Genomic DNA, 20,574 nt, shown 5'->3' on the forward strand with positions numbered 1-20,574 from the left:
ATCAGCGCCCTCTCCGGGCTGAGATGCTCGGGTCAAGCCCGAGCATGACGCTTGGCCTTCAGGTCAGCTTACCCCTTGCCGCCACCGGCAATTCGCCGATGAGCTTGTCGCCGCGCACGGTCACCAGCCGGTCGACCATGTTGACGACGACGCAGACATGGTTCGGCACCACCCGCACGACCTCGCCGACATTGGGTCGCTCATTGCTGCCGGAAAGATCGAGGAAGCCGTGTTCCTCGGCGAACTGCGCGATCCGGGCCAGGGGGTATTCGAGGATATAGCCGTGGCCGTCGAGCCCGCCCTTGTCGCTGGTCAGCGTCTTCGAGCCGGAATCGAGAATGCCGCGCTCCGCTCCGGCCCGGCTGACCACGGTCGCGTACACCGTCAGCGCGCAGTCCTCCAGCTCCGCCACCCCGGCCGCGATCTGCATGCGGTCGTTGAAGATCGAGGTGCCGGAGCGATGCTCGGTCGAGCCCTTGAGCTTGCCGATGTTCGGGATGTTGGGCGAGCCGCCAGTCGAGATGATGCCGGCTTCGAGACCGGCCTCGCGGAGGCCGGCATTGGCGGTGTCGAGGAAGTCCTGCGTCGCCGGCCAGCCGGTTTCCGGTGGGTACATCAGGAAGCCGGCGAAGGTCAGGCCCTTGGACGCGGCGATCTGCCTGGCGAGTTCTACCGCCTCGCCCGGGGTCTCGACGCCGGCGCGCTTGCGGCCGGTGTCGCACTCGACCACGACCTCGAGATTGCGCCCGGCGATCTCGGCGGCCTTGGGCAAGCCGGCGATCGTGACGGGATTGTCGGCGGCGACGATCATCCGGACGCGGCGCTGCAAGGCGCCAAGGCGTCCCAGCTTCTCCTCGCCCAAAATGTTGTAGCTGATCAGGATGTCGTCGATGCCGCCATCGGCCATGACCTCGGCCTCACCGAGCTTCTGGCAGGTGATTCCACGCGCACCGGCTGCGACCTGGAGCCGCGCCAGCTCGGGCGATTTGTGCGTCTTGATGTGCGGACGGTTGGCGACGCCGGCGGCGTCGCAGGCGGCCTGCAACCGGGCGATGTTGGCCTCGACCTTGTCGAGGTCGATGACGACGGCCGGCGTGCCGTAGACGCGGGCGATCTCTTCAGCGAGCGCGGTCGTCACGGCAGCACCCGGACGATGACTTCGATCTCGACCGTCATGTTGTTGGGCAGCGAGCCCATGCCGACGGCGGAGCGGGCGTGACGGCCATTGTCGCCGAGCACGGCGACAAACAGGTCGGAGCAGCCATTGATGACCTTGGGGTGCTGCGAGAAGTCGGGCGCGGCATTGACCATGCCGAGCAGCTTGACGACCTCGATCTTGTCGAGCGAGCCGGCTGCCTTCTTCATCGCCGCGAGCAGGCCGAGCCCGGTCTGCTTGGCGTGCTCATAGGCTTCCTCGATCGAGACGCCGGCGCCGACCTTGCCGGTCGGATAGGTGCCGTCGGCGCGCTTGGGGCCCTGGCCGGAGAGATAGATGAACTCGCCGACGCGCTTGAAGCTGACATAGGTCGCGACCGGGGTCGGGACGTCGGGCAGGGTCAGCCCCAATTCCCTAAGCTTGTCATCGGCACTCATGCGTTTCTCCCATCGTCTTTCAAATCGCGGACCATGTAGCGGGCCGCATCGTCATAGCTCGCAAGCTTGCGAGCAAGGGCTTCGTCATGCGCCTCGTGAAACCCGTGGCGCCGCCAGAAGCCGGCCGAATCGCCGACAGCGACAAGGGCCATCCGGGCAAGGCCCGAGGCGCGGGCATGTGACGACAGCTGGTCGACGCAAGTCGAGGCCGCGCCACCGCCGCGTGCGCCCGGCAGCAGAGCGAGGTCGTGGATGTAATAGGCGTCAGCCTGCTTGGGCAATGCGCCGAGCAGGCTGTCGAGTGTCAGTGCCTGACCGAGCTGCCAGGGATGGCTCAGCACGTAGCCGCCGACGCCCTCCCCGCTTTCCAGCACCAGGCAGCCTGCCGGATGCAGCGCTAGCCGCTCGGCGAAGACCGCCTCGCTTTCCGGGTAGCCAGGATGCACCACGGCCGCGACCGCCATGACGGCGGGCAGGTCAGCGGCGGCCATGGCGCGCCAGGAGAGTGGGTATGTGATCATCAGAACGACTACACGTCATGCTCGGGCTTGCCCCGAGCATCTCAGGCCGGAGAAGGCTCCAATTGGCGCCCTCTGGTCCCAAGATTCTCGGGTCTGCGCTTCGCTTCGTCCGAGAATGACGCCTGTGCCTTACGCCGCCTCGACTTTCCTGAACTTGTTGCTGCGCTTGGGGTGCCACCAGGCGCCCTTCAGCACGACGCCTTCGGAGACGATCTTCCTGTCTCCGGTCAGGTGCTCGCCGACGACGTCGACATAGTCGAACTTGCCTTCCTTGATGGTGAGCACCGTCGCGTCGCCGAGCGAGCCGACCTTGAGCGAGCCGTATTCCATCCGCTTCAGCGCCGTGGCGGCGTTCACGGTCGAGGCGGCGACGACATTGTTCAGGCTCATGCCCATGCAGAGGAACTTCGACATGGTGGTGACCTGGTCATAGGCCGGGCCGTCGATGCAGAGCTTGTGCACGTCGGAGGAGATCACGTCCGGCTCGAAGCCGTTGGCGAGCATGGCGCGCGTCGTCTTGAACGAGAACGAGCCCTTGCCATGGCCAATGTCGAAGATGACGCCGCGCTTGCGGGCGGCCAGCACCTCGGGCTTGACCGTGCCCTGCGCGGTCGCAGGCGCGTTCGGGAAGGGACGGAAGGCATGGGTCAGCACGTCGCCCGGCCGCAGCATGCCGATCACTTCCTCATAGGACGGCGGCGGATGGTCGATATGGCACATCAGCGGCATGCCGACCTCGTTGGCGACCTGCAGCGCGATGTTGAGCGGCACGGTCCCGGAGGTGCCCGAGGCATGCAGGCCGACGCGGACCTTGATGCCGACGATCAGGTCGCGGTTCTTGTCGGCGACCTCGACGCAGTCGATCGGGTTCATCAACCGAAGATCGCCGCTCTCGCCGACCATGACGCGGTGGTCGAAACCGTAGATGCCGGCATGCGAGACATGGAGATAAGCGAGGATGCGCGCCTGGCTCTTCTCGATCACATGCTTGCGGAAGCCCGGCCAGTTGCCGGGGCCGGCCGAGCCGGTGTCGACAGAAGTGGTGACGCCGGAGGCGCGGCAGAACTCGTCGGCGTCGATGCCGAGTGAGGTGCCGCCCCAGTAGACATGGGTGTGCAGGTCGATCAGGCCGGGCGTGACGATGTAGCCGGAGACGTCGCGGGTCTCCTTGGCCCCCTTCAGATCCTTGCCGAAGCCCGAAACCTTCCCATCGGTGAAAGCGACGTCGATGACGCCGTCATGCTTCTGCGACGGGTCGATTACCCGCCCGCCCTTGAGGATGAGATCGTGAGTCATGACAGCTCCTGCGAAGTCTTCTCGACATCAGAACAGAGCGCTGTCATTCCGACGCCGCGCGGCTTCGCCGCTTGTCCGGAATGACGGCTGAAAAGGGCTCGAAATCACGCGACCACCGCGCCCTTGCGCTCGACGATCATGCCGTAATGCTGCGGCTCGCGGTGCTTGGCGAAGTTGAAGGTCGAGTTCCTGTAGCTGTTGCCGAGGTCGAGATCGCAGCGCGCGACGACGAGTTCGTCACCTTCCGTCACCGCCTGCGCCACCACCTCGCCGGTCGGGGCAATGATGCAGGAGCCGCCGATCTGGTCGACGCCGGCCTCCAGGCCCGCCTTGGCGACGCCCACGACCCAGGTCGCGTTCTGGTAGGCGCCGGCCTGCATGACGAGCTGGTTGTGGAAATTGCCGAGCCGGTCGTGGGCCGGTGCGGGCGGGTTGTGCTTGGGCGTGTTGTAGCCGAGCAGGACCATCTCGACACCCTGCAGGCCCATGACCCGGTAGCTCTCGGGCCAGCGCCGGTCATTGCAGATCATCATGCCGAGCCGGCCGCCCATGGTTTCCCAGACCGGCCAGCCGAGATTGCCGGTCTCGAAATAGCGCTTTTCGAGATTCTGGAAGAGAGCGTCCGGGCGGTGCTCGGGATGGCCGGGCAGATGAATCTTGCGATACTTGCCGACGATCTGGCCTGATTTATCGACCAGGATCGCGGTGTTGAAGCGGCGCTTGCGGCCGTCTTCATGGGCGAGCTCCGTATAGCCGAGATGGAAGCCAATCCCGAGCCGCTCGGCTTCAGCGAAGAGCGGCGCGGTCTCGTTCGAAGGCATGGCGCTCTCGAAATAACTGTCGATCTCAGCCTCGTCCTCCATCCACCAATGCGGGAAGAAGGCGGTCAGCGCGGCTTCCGGATAGACGACGAGATCGCAGCCATTCGACTTCGCCAGGCGCATCAATTCAATCATGCGCGCCACCGCCGAGCTACGGCTCTCCTCGCGCTGGATCGGCCCGAGCTGGGCTGCGCCGACGGTCAGAATGCGAGGCATCGGAAGGCTCCTACAGTGCTCATGCGCTACCGGGAGATCTCGCCAGAAGCGTAGATCGGTACTCTTGTGCGCCATTGCGGGGACGGGGTCGCCACAATACCGTCGGGCGTTCCCTCTGGGCTCGTCCGGAACCGCCGGCCGCGGCTGCCGAGGCAGCATCGCGTTTCGGACCAAAGCCATGACCACGTTCAACGTCGTCCGCTTCCGCATCAAGCCCGGCCGGGAGGCGGAGTTCCTCGATGCCCATCGCGGCGGCAAGGCCAGTTGGCCGGGCCTCGCGAAGGGGCACATCATCAAGACCGGCGACCATTCCTATTGCCTGATCGGCGAATGGGCCGACCTCGCCGCGCTGAAGGGTGCCCGCGACCAGATGATCGCGACGCTCAATAGCTTCCGCGATACGCTCGAGGACCTCGGTGGCAGTCTCGGCGTCACCGACGCGGTGTCCGGAGACGTCGTGGTCGATCTTCGCGCCTAGCGCCTCCTGGCTGCCAGCAACATCACAGTCTCTTTGCTCAAGGCTGATCGCCCGGGCTCCTCCCTTCCCCCTTGTGGGGAAGGGCTGGGGATGGGGGTGGTGCCACTTGGTGACCGGCAGGAGAAAAGCGCTGGCAGCAGCGGCAGCACAATGAGCGTCTGCCGATCGTTCCGGCTTTGCGACCCCCACCCCTGCCCCTCCCCACAAGGGGGAGGGGTTCTTCCGTCCTTGGCAGCACATGACGCCGAACCGCCCTCAGATGCTTTTGGCCAGTCGCGGATCCAGCGAGTCGCGCAGGCCGTCGCCGAGCAGGTTCACGGCGAGCACGGTGATCGACAGGAACAGGGCCGGGAAGAAGACGATGTGCGGCCTAACCTGCCAGAGCGCCCTGCCCTCAGCCATGATGTTGCCCCAGGACGGCGTCGCCGGCGGCACGCCGGCGCCGATGAAGGACAGGATCGCCTCGATGATCATGGCGCTGGCGCAGATATAGGTCGCCTGCACCGTCATCGGCGCGATCGTATTGGGCAGGATGTGCTTGATGATGATGCGTGGCACGCGGGCGCCATTCGAGATCGCCGCCTCGACATAGGGCTGCTCGCGCAGCGACAGGACGACGCTGCGCACCAGGCGCGCCACACGCGGAATCTCGGCGACGGTGATCGCGAGGATGACGTTGCCGACCGAGCCGCGCGTCAGCGCCATCAATGCGATGGCGAGCAGGATCGGCGGGATCGACATCATGCCGTCGATGACGCGCATGACGATGCCGTCGGCCCAGCGCACGAAGCCGGAAAAGAGCCCGATCGCCAGACCGATGACCGACGCCAGGATGGCGACCGAGAAGCCGACGATCAGCGAGACGCGCGCGCCATAGACGACACGCGAGTAGATGTCGCGGCCGAGCATGTCGGTGCCGAACCAGTACAGCTCCGACGGCACACGCGTGCGCCTGGAGGTCGCGATCGCCGTCGGATCGACCGTGAAGAGCAAGGGCGCGAACACCGCGATGAAGATCATCAGCAGCAGGAGGAAGCCGCCGATGGCGACCGATGGATGCTTGCGCAGATAGGAGCGCTTGCGCGGCTTGGCGTCCACGCCGGCTTCGTCCGCCAGGGACAGTGGTGCAGCTGGAGCGGTCAATAGCGTATCCTCGGATCGACGAGGGTGTAGATCAGGTCGACGGCCAGGTTCACCAGCACGTAGACGAACGAGAAGATCAGCACGACGCCCTGGATGACCGGATAGTCGCGGCGCAGGATCGCATCGAGCGTCAGCCGGCCCAGCCCCGGAATGGCGAAGACGCTCTCGGTGACGACGGCGCCACCGATCAGCAGCGCGACGCCGATGCCGATGATGGTGACGACCGGCACCGCCGCGTTCTTCAGCGAATGCAGGAAGAGCACGTCACGGTTGCTGACGCCCTTGGCCTGGGCGGTGCGAACATAGTCCTGCTGCAGCACCTCGAGCATGGTCGCGCGGGTGATGCGCGCGATCAGCGCGATATAGACCGTCCCCAGCGTGATCGATGGCAGGATCAGGTTCTTGAACCAGGGCCAGATGCCCTGCGCGATCGGCGTGTAGCCCTGCACCGGCACCCAGTCGAGCTTGAGCGCGAAGACATAGGCGAGCAGGTATCCGATCACGAAGACCGGGACCGAGAAGCCGAAAACCGCGAAGCCGACGACCGCGCGATCGACCCAGGTTCCGGCCTTCCAGGCCGCGATGACGCCGAGCGGCACGGCGATCGAAACCGCGAGGATCAGCGTCAGCACCATCAGCGACAATGTCGGCTCGATGCGCTGGGCGATCAATTGGGTCACCGGCAGCGAAGTGAAGATCGAGGTGCCGAGATCGCCCTGCAGCACCCGGAAGAACCACTCGCCGAAGCGGACGAGATAGGGCCGGTCGAGCCCGAGACTCTGGCGGATGCGCTCGACATCGGCCGGCGAGGCCTGGTCACCGGCGATCACGGCCGCCGGATCGCCCGGCGCGATATAGAGAAGCGAGAAGACGAACAGCGCCACGAAAGCCATGACGGGGATCGTCGTGATGATGCGTCTGATGATGAATGCGAGCATCGAAACCCTGAGTTGCCGCTGCTGGCGCCGGGCCGATCAGGATCGCGATCCCGATGGGTCCGGCGGGCGTGATTTGGCCGTGCCCCGGCGATATCCGGGACAGGCTTGCTCTGGTCTCAGCCCTTCGCGACGTTCCAGAAGAAGGGCAGCGGGCCGCTCGTCACGCCGGTGACATTCTTCCGCCAGGCCTGGTAGCCGAGATAGAAACCGGTCGGCGCAAAGACGACGTTCTCGACGGCTGCCTTGTTGAGGCGGTCCATCGCCGCCTTCTCCTCGGCCTGATCCTTGGCATTGAACCAGTTGGTGACCTCGGCCTCGACCGCCGGCACGTCCGGCCAGCCGAACCAGGCCTTGTCGCCATTGGCGCGGATCGCGGTGTAGGATGACGGGTTGATGCAGTCCGCGCCGGCATGCCAGGTGTGGAACATGCTCCAGCCACCCTGGCTCGGCGGGGTCTTCTGGGCGCGCCGCGCGCCGACCGTACCCCAGTCGGTGGCGACGAAATCGACCTTCAGGCCGATGCTCTTGAGCAGCTCGGCGGTGACGTCGCCCATCGCCTTGGTCGCCGACATGTCCTGCGCCACCACGCAGATCACCGGCTCGCCATTGTAGCCGGACTCGGCGATGAGCTTCTTGGCGGCCGCGACGTTCTTCATCTTCAGCATGTCGCCACCGGCCTCGGTGTAGAGCGGCGTGCCAGGGGTGAAGAAGCCGGGCAACGGCTTCCAGAGCTTGTCGTCGTCGCCGACGATCGAGCGCATGAAGTCTTCCTGGTTCATCGCCGTCAGCACCGCCTGGCGCACCTTCAGATTGTTGAAGGGCGGGTGCAGGTGGTTCATGCGGAAGGCGCCGATATTGCCGAGCGGATCGCCGATATCGACGTTGATGTCCTTGTGAGCCTTGAGGACCGGCACGAGATCGGAGAGCGGGGTCTCCCACCAGTCGACCTCGCCGCTCTGCAGCGCCGCCGCTGCGGTCGCGGCATCGGGGATGATCACCCATTCGACGCGGTCGACCAGGATGTTCTTGCCGCCGGCGAGCCAGTCGGCCTTCTCGGAGCGCGGCACATAGTCGGCGAACTTCTCAAAGACGGCCTTGGCGCCCGGCACCCATTCATTGCGGGCGAACTTCATCGGCCCGGAGCCGACATATTCGGTGATTTGCGTGAACGGATCGGTCTTGGCGATGCGCTCGGGCATGATGAAGGAGCACGGCGCGTTGTTCTTGGCGAGCGCCAGCAGCATCTTGGGGAAGGGCTGCTTCAGCTGCCACTTCCAGGTGCGATCGTCGACTGCGGAGAGCTCGTTCTCGATCGCCCTGATCATCAGGCCCATCGGATCGCGGGCCTGCCAGCGCTTCAGGCTCTGCACCACGTCCTTGGCGAGCACCGGCGTGCCGTCATGGAACTTGAGGCCAGAGCGCAGCTTGAAAGTCCAGGTCAACCCATCGGCGGAGACCTCCTCGCCCTCGACCATCTGGCGCTGCGGCTGGAACTTCGAATCGATGCCGTAGAGCGTGTCCCAGACCAATGCTGCGGCATTGCGGACGACGTATTGCGTTCCCCAGATCGGGTCGAAATTGGCGAGATTGGCCTGCGGCACGAAACGCAGCGTCTTGGCTGCAGCGCCTTGCGAGAGCGCCGGCATGGCGAGACCGCCGGTTGCTGCCAGAACGCCGGTCCCGGCGGCGGTCTTCAGAAAATTCCTGCGGTCCATCTTGTACTCTCCCCTGAAGCGGCGGCGGCCTCTGATCGGGCGACCTTGCCTAGAGTGTGGGCAGAAAAACCTGCACCTGACAACACGCTTGACGGGTCGCTACGACAAGAATTGACCCTGCAGGGTTTGTGCCAGACGGAACCGGTTTGCGGCTCACGACATCGTTTGCAAGCAAACGACACGCAAAGCCGGGATGCCGTCGCAGAAAATTGCGCTGATCCACCTAAATCGATTTGATCGGCGCGTCGACGCGAGCAAAGGGCCGCGCCGCCTCGAAGGCCGCGGCGGCCTGCATCACGAGCTGATCGTTGCCGAAAGCCCCGACGATCTGCAGGCTCGCTGGCAATCCGGTCGAAGTCAGTCCGCACGGCACGGCAGCAGCCGGCTGCTGCGTGATGTTGAACGGGTAGGTCAGAGGTGTCCAGCGCGTCCAGTCTTCGCCATAAGCGCCGTGCTCGGGCGTATTGCGGCCGACGGCGAAGGCCGGCAGCGGCAGCGTCGGCGTCAGCAGGAGATCGAAACGCTCGTGGAATTGCGCCATCTGGTAGGCGAGCGCGTTGCGTTGATACAGCAGGGCATCGACATAGGCCGCGCTGTCGATCCGCTCACCCATCTCGGCAACCGCAACGAGGCCGGGGTCCATCTGGGCACGCCCTGCTGCATCTATGCTGCGCAAGCCCAGGGCCGCACCAGCGGACCAGAGCGTCATCAACGTCGCGATCGGGTCGTCGAAGCCGGGATCGACCTCCTCCACCGTCGCGCCAAGCTCGCGGAACGCCAGTGCCGCCGCGTGCGCCAGAGCCGCGATCTCGGGATCGACCGAAACGTCGCCGCCGAGGCGTGGCGACCAGGCGACGCGCAAGCCGCGCACACCGCGATCTAGCCCTGCCGTGAAATCGGGCGGCATGTCCTTGAAAGCGGTCATGTCACGCGCATCGGGACGGCCGATCGCATTCATGGCGAGGGCCGAATCGCGTACGGTGCGGGTGAGCGGGCCGAGATGGGCCAGGAAACCCATGACCGAGGCGGGCCAGGCCGGTACCCGGCCATAGGTCGGCTTCAGGCCGAAGACGCCGCAGAAGGCGGCCGGGATGCGGACCGAGCCGGCGCCATCGGTACCGAGATGGATGCAGCCGAGATTGAGCGCCGCGGCGACGGCTGCTCCCGACGAAGACCCGCCCGGGCCGGTCGAGACGTCCCAGGGATTGCGGGTAATGCCGGAGAGCGGTGAATCGCCGACGCCCTTCCAGCCATATTCCGGCATGCTCGTCTTGCCGAGGAAGACACAGCCAGCCTCGCGCAGGCGCGCCGTCGCTGGGGCATCCTGCTGGTACGGCGCGTCGGAGGCGACTGCCGAGCCGCGCCGCATCGGCCAGCCGGCAACGCCGAGATTGTCCTTGATCGTCACCGGCACGCCGTCGAGCGGACCGAGCGCCTCGCCTTTCAGCCAGCGCGCCTCCGCGGCCTCAGCCATGGCGAGCGTCACGCCCTCGTCGCGGACGACGAAGGCATTCACCTCCGGCTCGAAACGGTCGATGCGGGCGAGCGCGTCCCGGGCGACCTCGACCGGGGAGAGTTCGCGCGCGGCGTAGAGGCCGCCGAGCTCGGTGGCGGACAACGAAGCGATAGCGGTCATCGGCAGTATCCCCGTCAGGCGTTGGCGGCGCGCCAGGCGGCGCTGAGCAGGACATTGGCGCCGGCGACCATGTCGTCGTCGCTGCTGAGCTCGGCCGGGTTATGCGAGAGCCCGCCGATCGAGGGGATGAAGACCATCGCCGTCGGGCAGAGGCGCGACATCATCTGCGCGTCATGGCCGGCGCCCGAGATCATCCGACGAATCGGCAGGCCAAACTCGGCGGCGCTCGCCTCGACATTGGCGATCAGCTCCTCGGCGAAGGGTGTCGCCGGGAAGCGGGCGAGGTCACGGAAGCTGATCGCGATGTCGTCGCGCGCCGACAATTCGGCGCAGAACTTACGCACCGCCGCCTCGGCTTCAGCGAGCGGCGCATCCAACGGATTGCGCAGGTCGAGCGTCATCACCACGGTTTCCGGCACGACGTTGACGTTACCGGGCCGGATGCGAATCACGCCGGAATTGGCGAGCTGGCCCGGGATCGTCTTGGTCAGCTCGTTGGCGAAGATATTGATCCGCGCTGCGGCGAGGCCGGGATCCTTGCGATAGCGCATCGGCGTCGTGCCGGCATGGCTCGGCCGCCCGGTCAGGGTCAGCTCGAGCCAGCAGATCGCCTGAATGCCGGTGACGGCACCCAGCCCGCCGCCTTCGCTCTCCAGCACCGGCCCCTGCTCGATGTGCAGTTCGAGATAGGCATGCGCCGGCAGGAAGCCCGGCTGCTCCACACCGTGATAGCCGATGCGCTCCAGTTCGGTCCCGAGCACGGCGCCGTCGGCATCGAGCTCGGCGTGGGCGGCCTCGACACTCATGCCGCCGGCCCAGACATAGGATCCGAGCATGTCGGGATGGAAACGCGCGCCTTCCTCATTGGTGAAGGCGATCACCGCCATGTCGCGCTTGGGGGTCAGCCCAGCATCGCGCAGCGCCGCCAGCACCTCGACGCCGCCGATCACTCCGAGCGCGCCGTCGAAGCGACCGCCGGTACCGACCGTGTCGATATGCGAGCCCATGATCACCGCCGGCCCGTCTTCCTGGCCCTTGAGGATGCCGACGATGTTGCCGATCGCATCGACCCGAACATCGAGGCCGAGCGCCTTCAGCTCGCCGACCAGCCAGTCGCGGCCTTGCTTGTCCTCGTCGGTCAGCGCCAGCCGCCGGCAGCCGCCTTCCGGCGTCGCGCCGATCTTCGACAAGGCGGCCAGTCGCGATACCAGGCGCTCCCCATCGATCCGCAGGTTGGTGCTCATCTCGTCGGCTCTCCGCAGGCAGGCATGGTTTGGTCGAGATGCGCAGCAGGCAGGAACCGGGCCGTACGCGCAAGAGGCAGAATTAGCGTTGCCGCGCGGACCGGCAGCGCGCCCCGCGCAGAGCGCGGCTCGCCCCGGCGCGACAAGGGCTGTGAAGGAGCAATCTGCCCAGATAAAAGGCAGTCATGTCGCAGATTGCCCTTCCCTATCGGTCGGCGAGCCCCTGGCTCACCGAGGTCAAGGCCATGCTGGCGCTGAGCTGGCCGATGGTCCTGACCAATGTCGCGCAGACGGCGATGACGGCGACCGACGTCGTGATGATGGGCCAGCTCGGCCCGGACGCGCTGGCGGCCGGCGCGCTCGCCTCCAATCTCTACATGGCCTTCCTGATCTTCGGCATCGGCGTGATGGCGGCGGTTGCACCGATGGTTGCGATCGAGCTCGGACGGAACCGGCACTCGGTTCGCGATGTGCGCCGCACCGTGCGCCAGGGATTCTGGGTGGCGGCGACCATGGCCGGGCCGATGTGGCTCTGCCTCTGGCAGGCCGAAACGATCCTCAAGGCAATGGGCCAGGATCCGGCGCTGGCGAAGGCCGCCGCCTCCTATCTGCACACGCTGCAATGGGGGCTCCTGCCCTTCTATTGCTATCTCGTCCTGCGCGGCTTCCTGGCGGCGCTGCAGCGGCCGTTCTGGGTCTTCGTGACCGTGCTCTTCGCGGTCGTCTTCAACGCCTTCGCCAACTGGGTGCTGATGTTCGGACGGCTCGGCTTCCCGGCGCTCGGCCTGCCCGGCTCGGGGATGGCGACGGCGCTGGCCTCGACGCTGATGTTCGCCGGCCTCGCCATGGTGGTCTCTCTCGACCGGCGCTTCCGGCGCTATCACCTGTTCGGCCGCTTCTGGCGGCCGGACTGGAGCCGTTACCGCGCCTTCTGGCGGATGGGCCTGCCGATCGGCACGACGGTCGGCTTCGAGGTCTGGATCTTCAACGGCGCCGCCTTCCTGATGGGGCTGCTCGGCCCGACCTCGCTCGCCGCCCATGCGATCGCGATCCAGATCGCCTCGCTATGCTTCATGGTGCCGATGGGCATTGGCCAGGCCGGGACGGTCAGGGTCGGGCGCGCCTTCGGCGCCGGCGACAGCGAGGGCATCGCCCGGGCCGGTGCGACGGCGATCGTGCTCGCCACCGCCTTCATGTGCTTCACCGCCCTGCTGATGCTTCTCATCCCGCATTGGCTGGTCGTGCCGTTCCTCGACGCCAGCAAGCCGCGCGCCACCGAGGTGGCGCAGCTCGCCATGGTGTTCCTGTTCTATGCGGCGATCTTTCAGATCGTCGACGGCGTGCAGGTGGTCGGCGTCTCGATCCTGCGTGGCCTGCGCGATACGCGGGTACCGATGCTGTTTGCCGGCCTGGGATATTGGGGAATCGGCCTGCCGCTCTCGGCCGCTCTCGGCTTCCTGACGCCGCTCGCCGGCGTCGGCATCTGGATCGGGCTTGCGGTCGGGCTCGCGATCGTCGCCGCGCTGATGCTGGCGCGCTGGTTCGCCCGCGAGCGGCTCGGCCTGACAAAGGGCGCCAGCGCGCGAGCCTCGTAGAGTTAACTGCCTCTTATTCGCAAGAATTCGCTAACTCTGGGTTGCACTTCCACATGAATTGGCGGAGAATCTCCGAAACGATCCCTCATGCTGCAACGCTGAAGGGGGGAAGGTCGTGACGCCGCAAGATATCGCGCTGGTACGGTCGAGCTTCGCGCAGCTGCATCGGCGCAAGATCGAGACGGCATGCCTGTTCTATGAGCGGCTGTTCACCACCGCGCCCAGCACACGGGCGCTCTTCAAGACGGATATCCAGGGCCAAGCGGCCAAGCTGATGGAAACGCTAACGGTCGCGCTCGCCATGCTCAACGACCCCGGCGGCCTCAATGTCCTGCTCGCGCGACTGGGCGAGCGCCATCGCAACTATGGCGTCCAGCCGGAGCACTACGAGGCTGTCGGCAGCGCCCTGCTCTGGACCCTGGAGACGTCGCTGGGGGCCGACTTCACCACACAGACGAGAGCCGCCTGGACCGAGCTCTACGGCCAGATGGCGAAGACGATGTTGTCTGCCGAAACACCAAGCCGACGTTCGGCCTAGCGCTTCCTAGAACTCTTCCCAGCCATCGTCTCCGGCGCGACCGTTAGCGGCCTTGCGGGCCGGAGCAGGCGCCGGACGCTCGCGGCGTGGTGCGGCGGCCTTGCTCTGGGCGAAGGCGGCCTCGGCGAGCTGGCGCAGCCGCTCGGGCTCAGATTCGGGCGCCGTCGCGGCGGTGGGCGCAGACGGCCTGACGCTGGGCCTGGCTATGCGGGTGGCCACCGGCCTAGCGACGGGGACCGCCGCAGCCGGAGCACGGGCAAGCCCATTGTCTCCCGTCCGGAAGCTCGCCACCAGCGTGTTGAGCTCGCCGATCCGGCCTGACAGCGCCCCGGCCGAGGCGGCGCTCTGTTCGGCGAGCGCCGCGTTGGCCTGCGTCATCTCGTCAAGATGGGCAACCGCCTGGCTCATTTCGTCGATGCCATGGGCCTGCTCGGCCGAGGCCGCCGAGATCTCCTGGATCGTGCCGGTGACCTTCTGCGAGGCCGACAGGATCTTCTCCAGCGAGTCGCCGGCCCGGCGCACCAGCTTGACGCCGGTCTCGACCTCACTGTTCGAGGAGGAGATCAAGCCGGAGATGTCCTTGGCCGCCTCGCTGGAGCGCTGGGCGAGGGTGCGGACCTCGCTCGCCACCACGGCGAAGCCCTTGCCGGCATCGCCGGCGCGGGCGGCTTCGACCGCCGCGTTCAGCGCCAGCAGATTGGTCTGGAAGGCGATGTCGTCGATCACCCGGATGATGTCGGAGATCTTCTTCGAGGCCTCTTCGATCCGGGCCATGGCCGCGACGGCTTCGCCGGCGATGGCGCCGCCGTCCTGGGCCGCCTTCATCGCCTCCTCCGCGATCGCCGCCGCCTGGCGCGCGCCTTGCGCCGAGGCCTTCACCGAGGCCGCCAGTTCCTCCGTCGTCGCCGCTGTCTCCTCCAGCGAAGAGGCCTGCTCCTCGGTGCGCTTCGACAGGTCGTCCGCGCCGGTGTTGATCTCGCGTGCCGCCATGCCGACCTCCGAAGACGTCAGCTGGATCGTCCGAACCGTCGTGGCGAGCCGCTCGATCGTCTCGTTGACCGCGTCCTTCAGCTCGGCGAAGCGGCCGTGATAGGCCGTCGGCACCTGCCGGGTGAGGTCCCCCGTCGCCAGCGCGCGCAACACCTCGACGAACTCGGTCGTGGCATTGTCGACCACGGCGTTGATCTCGTTGATGCCGGCAACCAGTTTCTGCATCTGCTCATCGGCGTCTTCGATCTGAAGCCTCGCCGAGAAATCGCCTGCCGCCGCAGCCGCGACAACTTCCCCCACATCCGAGACAACCGACGCCATCGCATCGGCCGAGCGGATCCGCGCCGCCGAAGCGGCCCGCTCCTGCTCCTGCAGCAGCGCGACCTGCTCAGTGCTCTGGCGCAGCACGGCGACGGCACGCGCCATGTCGCCGATTTCGTCCTGCCGCTTGGTGTGCGGAACCGCGATGTCAGTCTCGCCGGTGGTGAGTCGGCTCATGCTGGCACCGAGATCGAGCAGCGGACGGGTGATCGAGCGTTGCGCGAACAGCACTGCCGCTGCGATCGAGGCAATCAGCGTCGAGAGCAGTATCAAAGGCAGAATCCACTGGATCTGACGCGTGAAATCGGCCGCCTCGGCGCCGAGCCTGCTGCCCACCTCCTCATTGCGCTTGCCGAAGGCGACCAGCTGGTCGTTCAACGCCTTTCGGTTGGCCCGGTTCAGGTCGTTATTGCCCTGCTGGTTGGCGGCGGCGGTCGAGACCTCGCGACCGAGCCGGATGGTCTCGCTGCGGAAGGCGATGAACTCCTCGACCGATTTCTGCAGCTTGAGCGCGGTCTCGCGTTCTGCCGCCGGCACCAGGGCGACCAGATCGGCGGCGAGCTTGCGCATCACCGGGAAGCGCGCCTCCTTCGGCTTGGCGAAGGCCTCAGCCTCCTTGGCATCCTTCGACATGTAGATGCCGCGGGAATCCATCACCACGGCGAAGACCTGCGTATTGATCCGTTCAGTCACCAGCGTGATCTCGCCCTGAATGTCGGAGCGCGCATTGAGGTCGCTGGAGCGCGAAAGAGCATAAAGGCTCAGGGCCGCCGAGAGGATCGCGCCCGCGGCGACGATCCCCAGCATCGCCAGCACCTTGAAGCGGATCGATTTCATATTCTTGCTCGTGCTTCCGCACGGTCGGAGCGTGACCGGCGCATAAACTTTCGGCATGAACAGGCACCGAAGCCGATGAGGCTTAAAAAGCTTTGCCGGTAACGGTTAAAGGGCCCTTTAAAACGGTTTCAATTCCAGGAATTCTGGCTCAAAACACGGCATAAACACTCCTTTCTTGCTGCATAAGCAGGCATGCGCACGCACAGATGGCAATCCCACCGCCATGCGGTGCCAGCATACCTCACTGTGACATTCCAGCCACGCTCTGCGTTGGCCATAGTTTCGCCACATCCTTTTCACCCCACCGCCATGCCAAGCCGTGAAGTGGAAGGGGTCAGCCGACGGGAACTCATTGGAACTTGTCGGCAATTCGCATGTTTCCGCTGCCAGCCGTCCCACAAAGAGCCGAGTTATGTCCTCCCCCCAGCCTGATGCCTCCGCCACCTGTTCCCGCCGCCGCTTCCTGACGATGGCCTCGGCCTTCTTGCCCGTCGGCCTGGCCGGCTGCGTCACCGGCCCGCAGCAGCCCTTCGAGGCGCGCACACCGACCCATCAGAACGCCGCCTTCCTGTCGATGTATGACGAGCGGCCGGACGAGAGACATCCGCTGCCGGCGACCGACATCGACGAGGTCGACACGCGCTTCCTGCGCCAGGAGGTCAACTACCGGACCCCGGAGGCACCGGGCACGATCATTGTCGATACCTCGGCCCGCTTCCTCTACCTGGTGCGCGAGAACGGCCGCGCCATCCGTTACGGCATCGGCGTCGGCAAGCAGGGCATGTCCTGGCGCGGCCGCGCTACCGTGGCCCGCAAGGCGGAATGGCCGCGCTGGACGCCGACTGCCGCCATGGTCGCCCGCGAGCCCGAGCGGAACAGGCCTTGGGCCGGCGGCATGGCCGGCGGGATCGAGAACCCCCTCGGTGCGCGTGCGCTCTACCTCTACCAGGGCAATCGCGACACGCTCTACCGCATCCATGGCACTACCGAACCGTGGTCGATCGGCAAGGCCGTATCCTCCGGCTGCATCCGCCTGTTCAACCAGGACATCATCGATCTGCACAGCCGCGTTCCGACCGGCACCACGGTGGTCGTGCTGAACCGCAATCCGATCTCCGAGCCGGAGCTCGACGAGACCGACGCGCCGCTGCCGCCGGACGACATCTGAGATCTAGAGCGTTTCCGGCAAACACAGGTTCGCCTCCAAGGCTCTATCTCCTTGTTTCAAGCAATTCCGGACGCAAAACCGCTACGCACTTTTGCTGGAATTGCTCTAGTCCCATCCCACCCGGCCTACCCCGAAGGCAGCTGTTGCAGCTGCCTTCGGCCATGTCGTCACGCCAGCGTTACCCACGATCCCCATACCGCGCGGAAAGCCGATGCGCGCGGCAGCGATTTGCCTCGGCGCAGTTTTGCGATACGCCCTGCGGGCCGGCAGGCCGCCGGCCGGATGGTGAGAACGCCAGATGCGCGTGACGATGATCGGTTCAGGCTATGTCGGCCTGGTCTCGGGAGCCTGCTTCGCCGATTTCGGCCATGAGGTGACCTGCGTCGACACAGATGCCGGCAAGATCGCGGCCCTGAAGCGCGGTGAGATCCCGATCTTCGAACCCGGCCTCGACGACCTCGTCGCCAACAATGTCCGCGCCGGGCGGCTCTCCTTCACCACCGAGCTCGCCGGACCGGTCGCGGCGGCCGATGCCGTCTTCATCGCCGTCGGCACGCCTTCGCGCCGCGGCGACGGCCATGCCGACCTCTCCTATGTGCACCAGGCGGCGCGCGACGTCGTCGCGGCGATCGAGGGCTTCACCGTCGTCGTCACCAAGTCGACCGTGCCGGTCGGCACCGGCGACGAGGTCGAGCGGATCATGCGCGAGGCCCGGCCCGACGCAGACTTCGCTGTCGTCTCCAATCCGGAATTCCTGCGCGAGGGCGCCGCGATCGCGGACTTCAAACGGCCCGACCGCATCGTGATCGGGACCGAGGACGACCGCGCCCGCAAGGTGATGGAAGATATCTACCGGCCGCTCTATCTCAATGCCGCGCCGCTGCTGTTCACCGCGCGGCGAACGTCGGAGCTGATCAAATACGCCGGCAACGCGTTCCTCGCGACCAAGATCACCTTCATCAACGAGATCGCCGACCTGTGCGAGCGGGTCGGCGCCAATGTCCAGGAGGTGGCGCGCGGCATCGGCCTCGACAACCGCATCGGCGGCAAGTTCCTGCATGCGGGGCCCGGCTATGGCGGCTCCTGCTTCCCGAAGGACACGCTCGCTTTGATCAAGACGGCGCAGGATATGGAAAGCCCCTTGCGCCTGGTCGAGACGGTGGTCGCGGTCAACGACCAGCGCAAGCGGGCGATGGCGCGCAAGGTGATCGCGGCCTGTGGCGGCTCGGTCAGGGCCAAGCGCATCGCCATCCTCGGCCTCGCCTTCAAACCGAACACCGACGACATGCGCGAGGCGCCCTCGCTCTCGATCGTGACGGCGCTGCTCGACGCGGGCGCCGAGGTCACCGCCTATGACCCCGAGGCGATGGCCAGCGCCAAGGCGCTGATGCCCGAGATCACCTACGCGCCCGACGCCTATTCCTGCCTCGATGGTGCCGATGCGCTGGTGATCGTGACCGAATGGGACGCCTTCCGCGCGCTCGATCTCGGCCGCGTCAAGGCAGCGCTGCGTCACCCCGTCGTGGTCGATCTGCGCAACATCTACCGCTCCGGCGAGATGCACGCGCGCGGCTTCACCTATGTCAACGTCGGCAACGCCTGAAGGCAGGTCTTTTTCGGCGCAACAGAAAGGCGCCGAGGCACCGCCTTGATAGCGTCATAAGCCGTCACCACCTTTCGATGCGACAGGGCGACCGCCTTGTCCAACATCGAGAGGAGATGACGATGACGCCGCAAGAACGCGACGTGATCGCCGGGATTTTCGACCGCCTGCGTCAGGCGGCCAACCAGCCCCGCGACCCCGAGGCTGAGCGTTTCATCGCTGACCGCCTCCGCGAGCAGCCCTATGCCGTCTATGCGATGGCGCAGTCGGTCTATGTGCAGGAGCAGGCGCTCACCAGCATGCAGGGCCAGATCGAGCAGTTGCAGGCCGAGGTCGAGCAGTTGCGCAATCAACCGCCTGCACCGGCTCCAGCCCAGCAATCTGGCGGCTTCCTGTCGGGCATCTTCGGTGGCGGCGGCGCGAGCCAGCCGGCCCGCAGCGGCTCGGTGCCATCCTTCCCGCAGCGCGGCCAGCCGCAACCGGCCTCCCCGCCCTGGGGCGGCCAGCCGGGCAACCAGGGCATGGCGCCGCAGCAGGGCACGGCCGCTGCACCCGCACCCGGCACCTGGCAGAACCAGCCGGCGCAGCAGCCCCCGGCTCGCGGCGGCGGCGGCTTCATGGCAAGCGCGCTGACGACGGCGGCCGGCGTTGCCGGCGGCATGGTTGCTGGCAACATGCTGATGAATGCGCTCGGCGGCAACAAGAGCGCAGCGAGTGAGGCCAAGCCGGCCGAGGCGAGCACCGCGCAGAACAAGGACGCCTCGCAGAACAGCGATGCGGCCAAGGATACCCAGACGGCGGCCGACCAGCAGCCCGCTGCAGAGCCGCAGCAAGCCCAGCCGGAGCCCACTTATCAGGACGCCAGCTATGACGACGGCAGCTATGACGACGGCTCCGGCGGCGGGGACGACGACTGGGCCTGAGACGCCTACTGCCCCACTAAAAATAATGAGACCCGCCTGGCGACAGGCGGGTCTTTTTCTTTGCGCGCCGTATCGGGCGTTTCAGATCACCAGGACCTTGGCGCCGACACGCACCCGCTCGTAGAGGTCGACCACGTCCTCGTTATTCATGCGGATGCAGCCGGAGGAGACGGCCTGGCCGATCGTGTTCGGCTCGTTGGTGCCGTGGATGCGATAAAGGGTCGAGCCGAGATACATGGCGCGCGCGCCCATCGGATTTTCGGGGCCGCCGGCCATGAAGCGCGGCAGATCGGGCCGGCGCTTCAGCATCTCCGCCGGCGGCGTCCAGCTCGGCCATTCGGCCTTGCGTGTCACAGACTTCATGCCGGCCCATTCGAAGCCGGGACGGCCAACGCCGATGCCGTAGCGCAAGGCCCGGCCGCCGGGCTGGACCAGGAAGAGGAAGCGCTGCGGCGTGTCGATGATGATGGTGCCCGGCTTGTGCGGGCCGTTATAGGCGACTTCCTGCTTCTGGAAGCGCGGATCGAGGGTGCGTGCGATCGGCCGTTCGGCCGGCATCGGCTCGCCGAGCGCGGCGGAGCGACGCTCGCGGCGCGGCTCCATCGGGTCGCCCTGGATCGGAACCGGCGCCTCATAATCGGACAGGCGGCGCATCGCCGGCTGCTGGCCATAGGCGCCGCGCTGCGGCCGGTTGTAGACGGCGCCGCCACGGCCATAGCTGGGGTCCTGCCCCGTCATCAGCATCTCGATGAAGCCGCCGCCATACTGGCCGCGGGCCGTGGAGTTCGTGACCATCGGATCGGCCGGCCGCCAATAGGTCTGGGCGCTGGCCGGCCCCGACAGCTGCAGGGCACCGCCGAGGACGACGAGGGAAACGAAATAGAGCGGACGCATGACGCAACTCTCTCGACACAACAGGCGAGAAGCGTGAGGCGATGCGTTGAAATGAATGGTGAATCGTTGACTCTGCCCGGCCCGGAACCGGCTTAATCGCTCGA

At 66.5% G+C, this 20,574-nt stretch carries 18 protein-coding genes; 6 read left to right on the forward strand and 12 right to left on the reverse strand.

The window, feature by feature from the left end; all coding sequences use genetic code 11:
• Positions 1-58 precede the first annotated feature (58 nt).
• From B6S44_RS18515 to B6S44_RS18535, 5 genes are all read right to left on the reverse strand, one after another.
• Positions 59-1,138, reverse strand: a complete 1,080-nt coding sequence (locus B6S44_RS18515) for an alanine racemase (RefSeq protein ID WP_129158348.1) — start codon at positions 1,136-1,138, stop codon at positions 59-61.
• Entirely contained in the window at positions 1,135-1,593 is a 459-nt protein-coding gene (locus B6S44_RS18520; protein ID WP_129158349.1) for a RidA family protein, read from the reverse strand. The genes B6S44_RS18515 and B6S44_RS18520 overlap by 4 nt, the downstream gene beginning before the upstream one ends.
• Complete coding sequence (locus B6S44_RS18525) at positions 1,590-2,114, reverse strand: GNAT family N-acetyltransferase (RefSeq protein WP_206735189.1); 525 nt, start codon at positions 2,112-2,114, stop codon at positions 1,590-1,592. The genes B6S44_RS18520 and B6S44_RS18525 overlap by 4 nt, the downstream gene beginning before the upstream one ends.
• 129 nt (positions 2,115-2,243) lie before the next feature.
• On the reverse strand, positions 2,244-3,410 hold the full coding sequence (locus B6S44_RS18530) for an amidohydrolase/deacetylase family metallohydrolase (protein ID WP_129158350.1): 1,167 nt from the start codon (positions 3,408-3,410) through the stop codon (positions 2,244-2,246).
• A gap of 104 nt (positions 3,411-3,514) precedes the next feature.
• Positions 3,515-4,447, reverse strand: coding sequence for an N-carbamoyl-D-amino-acid hydrolase (locus B6S44_RS18535; RefSeq protein ID WP_129158351.1), 933 nt, complete (start codon positions 4,445-4,447; stop codon positions 3,515-3,517).
• A gap of 178 nt (positions 4,448-4,625) precedes the next feature.
• Between B6S44_RS18535 and B6S44_RS18540 the strand changes: the two genes are divergently transcribed.
• Entirely contained in the window at positions 4,626-4,925 is a 300-nt protein-coding gene (locus B6S44_RS18540) for an antibiotic biosynthesis monooxygenase family protein (RefSeq protein WP_129158352.1), read from the forward strand.
• Positions 4,926-5,180: 255 nt separating this feature from the next.
• On the opposite strand, the gene B6S44_RS18545 is transcribed toward B6S44_RS18540, so the two are convergent.
• The 5 genes from B6S44_RS18545 to B6S44_RS18565 form a co-directional block, all read right to left on the reverse strand.
• Entirely contained in the window at positions 5,181-6,023 is an 843-nt protein-coding gene (locus B6S44_RS18545; protein WP_465246131.1) for an ABC transporter permease, read from the reverse strand.
• Between the two features lie 41 nt (positions 6,024-6,064).
• Positions 6,065-7,006: an ABC transporter permease gene (locus B6S44_RS18550; RefSeq protein ID WP_129158353.1), complete on the reverse strand. Its 942-nt coding sequence runs from the start codon at positions 7,004-7,006 to the stop codon at positions 6,065-6,067.
• A gap of 116 nt (positions 7,007-7,122) precedes the next feature.
• The gene (locus B6S44_RS18555; protein WP_129158354.1) at positions 7,123-8,721 is read right to left on the reverse strand and encodes an ABC transporter substrate-binding protein; all 1,599 of its coding nucleotides are present in this window, start codon (positions 8,719-8,721) and stop codon (positions 7,123-7,125) included.
• Positions 8,722-8,944: 223 nt separating this feature from the next.
• Entirely contained in the window at positions 8,945-10,357 is a 1,413-nt protein-coding gene (locus tag B6S44_RS18560) for an amidase (RefSeq protein ID WP_129158355.1), read from the reverse strand.
• A 14-nt stretch (positions 10,358-10,371) separates the two neighbouring features.
• Entirely contained in the window at positions 10,372-11,601 is a 1,230-nt protein-coding gene (locus tag B6S44_RS18565; RefSeq protein WP_129158356.1) for a M20 family metallo-hydrolase, read from the reverse strand.
• 185 nt (positions 11,602-11,786) lie between these two features.
• Here B6S44_RS18565 and B6S44_RS18570 point away from each other — a divergent pair, with 185 nt between their 5' ends.
• Together B6S44_RS18570 and B6S44_RS18575 are read left to right on the forward strand one after the other, a co-directional pair.
• Complete coding sequence (locus tag B6S44_RS18570; RefSeq protein ID WP_248309648.1) at positions 11,787-13,196, forward strand: MATE family efflux transporter; 1,410 nt, start codon at positions 11,787-11,789, stop codon at positions 13,194-13,196.
• 115 nt (positions 13,197-13,311) lie between these two features.
• The gene (locus B6S44_RS18575) at positions 13,312-13,734 is read left to right on the forward strand and encodes a globin domain-containing protein (RefSeq protein WP_129158357.1); all 423 of its coding nucleotides are present in this window, start codon (positions 13,312-13,314) and stop codon (positions 13,732-13,734) included.
• Positions 13,735-13,740: 6 nt separating this feature from the next.
• On the opposite strand, the gene B6S44_RS18580 is transcribed toward B6S44_RS18575, so the two are convergent.
• Complete coding sequence (locus B6S44_RS18580; RefSeq protein WP_164985881.1) at positions 13,741-15,882, reverse strand: methyl-accepting chemotaxis protein; 2,142 nt, start codon at positions 15,880-15,882, stop codon at positions 13,741-13,743.
• Positions 15,883-16,351: 469 nt separating this feature from the next.
• Here B6S44_RS18580 and B6S44_RS18585 point away from each other — a divergent pair, with 469 nt between their 5' ends.
• The 3 genes from B6S44_RS18585 to B6S44_RS18595 all read left to right on the forward strand — a co-directional run bounded on the left by B6S44_RS18585 (position 16,352) and on the right by B6S44_RS18595 (position 19,576).
• The gene (locus B6S44_RS18585; RefSeq protein ID WP_129158866.1) at positions 16,352-17,050 is read left to right on the forward strand and encodes a L,D-transpeptidase; all 699 of its coding nucleotides are present in this window, start codon (positions 16,352-16,354) and stop codon (positions 17,048-17,050) included.
• Between the two features lie 298 nt (positions 17,051-17,348).
• Entirely contained in the window at positions 17,349-18,653 is a 1,305-nt protein-coding gene (locus tag B6S44_RS18590; RefSeq protein ID WP_129158359.1) for a UDP-glucose dehydrogenase family protein, read from the forward strand.
• 122 nt (positions 18,654-18,775) lie between these two features.
• Positions 18,776-19,576, forward strand: a complete 801-nt coding sequence (locus B6S44_RS18595; RefSeq protein ID WP_129158360.1) for a DUF2076 domain-containing protein — start codon at positions 18,776-18,778, stop codon at positions 19,574-19,576.
• A gap of 81 nt (positions 19,577-19,657) precedes the next feature.
• Here B6S44_RS18595 and B6S44_RS18600 read toward each other — a convergent pair whose 3' ends face one another.
• Entirely contained in the window at positions 19,658-20,470 is an 813-nt protein-coding gene (locus B6S44_RS18600) for a L,D-transpeptidase (RefSeq protein ID WP_465246123.1), read from the reverse strand.
• Positions 20,471-20,574 lie beyond the last annotated feature (104 nt).

The organism is Allobosea sp. Tri-44 (genome assembly GCF_004123845.1).
GTDB lineage: Bacteria > Pseudomonadota > Alphaproteobacteria > Rhizobiales > Beijerinckiaceae > Allobosea.

Excerpts from the sequence above, each read along its gene's own strand:
- B6S44_RS18580 (WP_164985881.1), bottom strand. The coding sequence starts at position 15,882 with ATGAAATCGATCCGCTTCAAGGTGCTGGCGATGCTGGGGATCGTCGCC.
- B6S44_RS18525 (WP_206735189.1), bottom strand. The coding sequence starts at position 2,114 with ATGATCACATACCCACTCTCCTGGCGCGCCATGGCCGCCGCTGACCTG.
- B6S44_RS18595 (WP_129158360.1), top strand. The coding sequence starts at position 18,776 with ATGACGCCGCAAGAACGCGACGTGATCGCCGGGATTTTCGACCGCCTG.
- B6S44_RS18560 (WP_129158355.1), bottom strand. The coding sequence starts at position 10,357 with ATGACCGCTATCGCTTCGTTGTCCGCCACCGAGCTCGGCGGCCTCTAC.
- B6S44_RS18590 (WP_129158359.1), top strand. The coding sequence starts at position 17,349 with ATGCGCGTGACGATGATCGGTTCAGGCTATGTCGGCCTGGTCTCGGGA.
- B6S44_RS18520 (WP_129158349.1), bottom strand. The coding sequence starts at position 1,593 with ATGAGTGCCGATGACAAGCTTAGGGAATTGGGGCTGACCCTGCCCGAC.
- B6S44_RS18585 (WP_129158866.1), top strand. The coding sequence starts at position 16,352 with ATGGCCTCGGCCTTCTTGCCCGTCGGCCTGGCCGGCTGCGTCACCGGC.
- B6S44_RS18535 (WP_129158351.1), bottom strand. The coding sequence starts at position 4,447 with ATGCCTCGCATTCTGACCGTCGGCGCAGCCCAGCTCGGGCCGATCCAG.
- B6S44_RS18565 (WP_129158356.1), bottom strand. The coding sequence starts at position 11,601 with ATGAGCACCAACCTGCGGATCGATGGGGAGCGCCTGGTATCGCGACTG.
- B6S44_RS18540 (WP_129158352.1), top strand. The coding sequence starts at position 4,626 with ATGACCACGTTCAACGTCGTCCGCTTCCGCATCAAGCCCGGCCGGGAG.
- B6S44_RS18530 (WP_129158350.1), bottom strand. The coding sequence starts at position 3,410 with ATGACTCACGATCTCATCCTCAAGGGCGGGCGGGTAATCGACCCGTCG.
- B6S44_RS18550 (WP_129158353.1), bottom strand. The coding sequence starts at position 7,006 with ATGCTCGCATTCATCATCAGACGCATCATCACGACGATCCCCGTCATG.
- B6S44_RS18570 (WP_248309648.1), top strand. The coding sequence starts at position 11,787 with ATGTCGCAGATTGCCCTTCCCTATCGGTCGGCGAGCCCCTGGCTCACC.
- B6S44_RS18600 (WP_465246123.1), bottom strand. The coding sequence starts at position 20,470 with ATGCGTCCGCTCTATTTCGTTTCCCTCGTCGTCCTCGGCGGTGCCCTG.
- B6S44_RS18555 (WP_129158354.1), bottom strand. The coding sequence starts at position 8,721 with ATGGACCGCAGGAATTTTCTGAAGACCGCCGCCGGGACCGGCGTTCTG.